Annotated in this window: 4 protein-coding genes; all 4 read right to left on the bottom strand. The window is 62.2% G+C overall.

Annotated features, from left to right (window positions below; genetic code table 11):
- Nucleotides 1-86: 86 nt before the first annotated feature.
- Nucleotides 87-650, bottom strand: coding sequence for a hypothetical protein (locus tag NFC73_RS20550; RefSeq protein WP_254753306.1), 564 nt, complete (start codon nucleotides 648-650; stop codon nucleotides 87-89).
- A gap of 392 nt (nucleotides 651-1,042) precedes the next feature.
- Nucleotides 1,043-2,068, bottom strand: coding sequence for a TniB family NTP-binding protein (locus NFC73_RS20545; protein WP_254753304.1), 1,026 nt, complete (start codon nucleotides 2,066-2,068; stop codon nucleotides 1,043-1,045).
- On the bottom strand, nucleotides 2,059-4,149 hold the full coding sequence (locus NFC73_RS20540) for a TnsB C-terminal domain-containing protein (RefSeq protein ID WP_254753302.1): 2,091 nt from the start codon (nucleotides 4,147-4,149) through the stop codon (nucleotides 2,059-2,061). Before NFC73_RS20540 ends, NFC73_RS20545 begins: the two co-directional genes overlap by 10 nt.
- The gene (locus tag NFC73_RS20535; protein WP_254753300.1) at nucleotides 4,146-4,913 is read right to left on the bottom strand and encodes a TnsA-like heteromeric transposase endonuclease subunit; all 768 of its coding nucleotides are present in this window, start codon (nucleotides 4,911-4,913) and stop codon (nucleotides 4,146-4,148) included. Before NFC73_RS20535 ends, NFC73_RS20540 begins: the two co-directional genes overlap by 4 nt.
- Between the last annotated feature and the right edge of the window lie 108 nt (nucleotides 4,914-5,021).

The following is a 5,021-nucleotide window of genomic DNA, read 5'->3' as shown; positions in this document are numbered from 1 at the left end:
TGTCCTGTCTCAAAGAAGTTGAGGCAGAGGGTGCCGGATTAGAGCGGTTGCCCCAACTTGAATGAGACGGGTTTGGGTGGTTCGTCTCATCCAAGTTGGGGTAGATCGAAGAATGTCTGATCGCCCGGTGTACCCAATCCAGTCTTAGGTGTCCGGACTTTGGGATGACGGTCCGGGATCTGATGGACGGTGTCCGGTCCAAGGAATCCGGGGAGCCAGTCTTCGGTCATCCAATGGCGCAGCGGGTCGGACCCTCCGGTCGGGGTCCAGCCTTCGGTGATTTCCATGCTGATTCTTTCCAGGAAGCGCTTTGGTTCTCGTGAGTGGGCGATGCGGGCCCAGTAGGGCGATGCGATCAGGGCCGTCAGTGCGACGGTTGACGGGTAGAGGGATGCTGCGATGAGCGCGTGGCTCTTGGTGTGTCGGGGTTGGTCGGCGGTCAGGCTGTCGTAGGTGTCTGTGGCTGCTGTGAAGTGGTTGAACTGGTCGTACCACCGCCACGTGATGATCCCGGCGTTGTGGAAGGCCTTTCGGACCCCGGATCGGCCAAAGCGGGTGATGAGGTTCTTGTGGTGATGCCAGGCTGAGAGGATTTCAGGGCTTGCCCGGACTGACGGCTGTTCGGTGGGCGTTTTGATTCCTTCTCCCACCCAAAGCCGGTGGCGCGCGCAGATGACTCGATCGTGCGTTGTGTAAATTTCCACCCGTGATGTTCCAGTTTTTTCGACGGCGCAGTGGCGGCAGGCGAATGTGTGGGTTGTGCGGTTCGGCCGGCCGGCGAGTCGGGAACGGGGAACGGGGCCACCGTTCCGGCAGAGCTGAGGCATGGCCAGACACAGCGTCATTGGCGGCTTTCCGGTCCAGGCAGCGAGGGTTTCCATCCAGGGTTTGCGGGATCCGCGGAGGGTTTTGAGCAGGAATCCTGGCCGTAAGGCGTTGGCGGTCTCGAGCCGGAGAATGAAGGATCGCGTGACTTCATCCGGATATGGCCGGATCCGGCGCGGCAGTGGCCGGTCCGGGAATTCCGGGATGGTCGCGGGGCTCAGGGGCGAGCCGTTCGGGTGACGGGTGGTCTGGGTGCGAGGGTCTCCGCGGCGTGGTCGATGACAGTTTCATCGAGCAGCTCGCGGTCGATCCTTTCCGTGCGTGTCAGGATCGCCATGATGGCGGCCTGACGGATCAGGTGCGAGAGGCTGCTGATGCTGCCCCCGGTCCGATGGTGCAGGTATTGGGCGTGGTTGGTAAGGAAACCGGGTTGGTGCTCGTGCAGGCGCAGGCTGCCTTCCAGGGTTGCGACCAGGGCGTGCCATTCCTCTGTGCAGGGGAACGGCCCGGTGGATTTCAGGACCGATCTGGCCGAGATTTGCCGGCCCCTGAGGCCGGTGAACAGGCCGGAGTTTTCCACGTTGATTCCTGCATAGACGAATGTCGCGGGCATGTGTTCGGTGAAGTATTTCAGGTGATCGGACATGTCTTCGCCGGCGCTGGTGGCCAGGTTCAGGTTGTGGATTTCATCGACGATAACGAGGTCTGTCTGGGCTTCGGTGAGGACTTGGCATACGGCATCTGCGATGTCGGTGACGTTCTGCCGCGGCCGGTGGGGCAGTCCGAGGAAGTTGGCGAACTCGCTGGCCAGTTTCCGGGGAGAGCCTTTGGGCGGGGTGGTGATGTAAACGACGGGGATGCGGTCCTGGTTCGGATATTTGCGACGGATCATCAGCTCATGGGTTTTGCCCAGGAGTTTGATGGCCGTGGTCTTGCCTGAGGCCCACGGCCCGGAGATTACCAGTCCTCGCCGGGCGCTGATTTCTCGCTGGTTGAGCATCATCAGCATGCGTCCCTGATTGGTGATGGACCGCACGGTAGACGTCTCGACGATGACCAGCTCGGAGTGGTAGCTGATGCGCTGTTCATCGTATTGTTCGCGCGCCGCTGGACTCATCGTTTCCAGATCGGCCCGGCGGGCGATGTCCATGACGGACGGGACTGAATCGACGAAACTGCGCCACCCCTGCAGATTGGTGGTCGGCGCACGGCTGGTTCGGGGGAGCTCTGCGGTCACCACCATTCGTCTGCCCTTTCCTGCGGGTTGTAGACCTTCAAGGGAATGACTTCGGCCAAGTGTCCTGCAGTTTCCCGGGGTTCGGTTTCTGCCTCAAGGACGTGATCAGGCTCCGGGCCGGTGCTGTCGGTCGGCCGTGACCGACGGGCCGCTGTTGCGGCGGCGTTCCGGGCAACGATGCGACGGGTTTTGGCGTGGCCCGGTCGGCGCTTGCCTGGGGAGGGGGAGGCCTTGTCGAGCAGCTGGTCGACGGCTTGTGTGATTTCCTGTTCGGATGGGCTGGCGGTACCTCGGCCGGATGCAATCTGGCGGCCGCGTTCCCAGATGTCCTCGCCGAACGGTTGGCGGGTGGCATTGAGTTGCCGCCAGTAGGCGGTGATCCACCCGCCGTCGTGATGGTTGCGGACCCAGACGCAGGAGGCATCGTAAGTGTCGTACCTGACTTCCCACAGGTCCCGGAGGAGCTTCATCCCGGACTTCTGGCCGCGGTACGGGTTCAGGTCTTCGCAGTCATAGACGCGGTGGCGGATCTTGACGCCGTAGCTGTTGATCACCCGGGTTTCTGCCGGCAGGAGCTCCAGGTACTGTTCCGCCTCCAGTGGCACCGGGACATAGCCGCTGACCGACAACAAGGCCGCGTATTTCTCGTTCGGGGTGAGCACGCGGGACGGGGTAAACGGATCCCGCAGTCCCTCGTGGGGTCGGTTCTGCCACGCCGTGATGATCCATTCATCAAGGAGGTCCTGGATCTCCAGGAGGGAGAACACCGCTTGGTTTTGGGCGTTCCTCCCGCGGCGTTCCACGGACGATCCCAGGTACCCTGTGACGTACTGGGCGAAGAGGGTACCGATGGACTGCAGGGTCCGCTCGATCACAGGTTTGTCGGTCGGGGTATCCGGGTGGGCCGGTTGAAGGCTGACGCCCAAGCTGCGGCAGGCATTCCTGAACGCGTGGGACAGGTAGGCCTTTCCGTGGTCGCACACTATGGTCTCGGGCATGATGACGGGCTTGGCTGCCGCGGCCGCGAGACGTTCGTCGATTGATTTCATGGACCGGTAGGGCAGCGCCGAAGCTGCCATGGATGCTGCCCTCGCCCAGCCTGGCCGCATCAGTTCAGGGGTGACACAGCGGGCCAGAAGGAGAGCCGCGTCGGCTGCTTTCGTCGTGGGCCTGATCACCGCGGCCGGAATGCTGCGGGTCGCGATATCGACCATGGCGGTGAGCTCGACCCGCCCGATCACACCGTCGTCAAGTTCGACGGCGACATCCAGGGGAGTGGAGTCAATCTGCATCAGCTCCCCAGGGCGGACGGGATAAACACTGCCGAACGGCCCGGCTGGTTGTTGGGCAAGGGTACGCCTGGTGCGTGCGGATCCGGTGGCATGCCGGCCCTCCGCCAGACGGCCCATCAGACGGTGAAGTGTCGCCCTGGACGGCAAAGGAACGGCGCCGGGACCATGTTCGGCATCGAGTTGTTTGCGGACTTGGCGGATCAGCCTGTCCATGGTTCCCGAGGTCTGGCCGGTGTTGGCCTCCAGAACTGAAAGGACGGTGTCGACGACACGTTGGTCCGTCTGGCCGGTGATCCGGGTTTGGCGGATGAGCCGCTGATCAACCAGCCCGAGAATGCCTTGTTTCTCATATGCCAGGCGCAGTCTCTGCAAGGAGCTGATGCTCACAGCCTCGCCTTGTTCCCGAAGTTCGGACAGTTTGGCGAGTTCGCGTTGCCTCAGCGAGAGCCGCACCGAGTAGGCCGGGTTGGGCATCTGCCCAGGCGTCGCATCACAGGGCAAGCCATCCAGGATTTCGGTGATGTGGCTTTCCAGCCGCCGTGTCTTCTGCTGAACGTCCGGTGGAAGGGAATCGAAAAGCATGGACTGGCCGGTGAGTTTCCGTCTCTCCGCCGGACGTGCGCTCGTGACTTTGAAACTGCTGTCGGCGAAAAGGGCCCCGAGCTTGATGACCACGGGAGACTCGCCGGCGACAGCGAGCAAAGCGATGTCCCCATCCAAGCCGGTGAGTCGGTAGGTGACCCCTCGGAACATAACTTCGTCGCCGATCCTGAGGCTGGTGTCGCTTGCGGTCATCGTGGCTGTCCGATCCACACCAGAGTGTCGGCGCCCAGAACCCGGGACTCCAGATCCGCGCTGATCCGATGGGTCCACAACAGGTGAAACAGCGTGGGCAGGACGCAGACGGGGTCGCCTGCCGCCGTGGCGAGTTCGTGAAGAGGCACCGGAACGTCCGGGACCAAGCGAGCAAGGACGCCGGCCGCTATATCCTGCCGCAGGCAACGGGGATGACGATAGCCTGCGAGCCAGCGGAGGTTGGCCAGTTGAATCGGGGGAAGGTCACCAACACGACGGTATGACCAGCCAACACCGGCGCATAGCTCTGCGGTGGCATCGAAAACATCCTGGTCGGTGGACTTCACTCGTTTGTCAGGCCGGACATCCATCACGATGGCTGAACCATCCGAGCAGCGGATGAAGAAATCGGGGACGTGCGTTCGCTGGGGCAGCGAGGAAGGCAAAACGACCCGGAAGGGCTGAGAAGAGACTCCGACCACCCCTGGGTCGAAATCCAGGCTCATCAAACGGTCACGCTCGCACCAGGATTCGAACCCGACGTGGCGTTGGTTCGTTGCGCACCACCACAATCCAGAGAAATTGCGTTGGCCCTTGAATGCTGCGACGTCCCGGACCGGCAAGGCATTCTCGAACGGAACCATCCAGCAATCCGAGAGAATAGCCGTCGTCGGCGCGGCGGCATCTTGCTCCCTGAAAAACAAAGTTCCCGGAGCAGTCTCGCGTTCGGTGCAAAGATCGAACGCCGCCATTGCGCGTCCCATGCCCCAACTGTAGTGAGACAAAAATCGGGAATGCCCCAACTTGGATGAGACACGCTGACAAATGCCTCAACTAACTTGAGAATGCCTCACCTCGCGTGAGACAGGACA

It is taken from the genome of Pseudarthrobacter humi, assembly GCF_024294965.1.
Lineage (GTDB): Bacteria > Actinomycetota > Actinomycetes > Actinomycetales > Micrococcaceae > Arthrobacter > Arthrobacter humi.
Note: the sequence above shows the minus strand (reverse complement) of the source record. Positions and strands in the feature narration are given on the sequence as shown.

Bases quoted from the DNA above. Each gene is read 5' to 3' on its own strand.
- NFC73_RS20545 (WP_254753304.1), bottom strand. From the start codon at position 2,068: ATGGTGGTGACCGCAGAGCTCCCCCGAACCAGCCGTGCGCCGACCACC.
- NFC73_RS20540 (WP_254753302.1), bottom strand. From the start codon at position 4,149: ATGACCGCAAGCGACACCAGCCTCAGGATCGGCGACGAAGTTATGTTC.
- NFC73_RS20535 (WP_254753300.1), bottom strand. From the start codon at position 4,913: ATGGGACGCGCAATGGCGGCGTTCGATCTTTGCACCGAACGCGAGACT.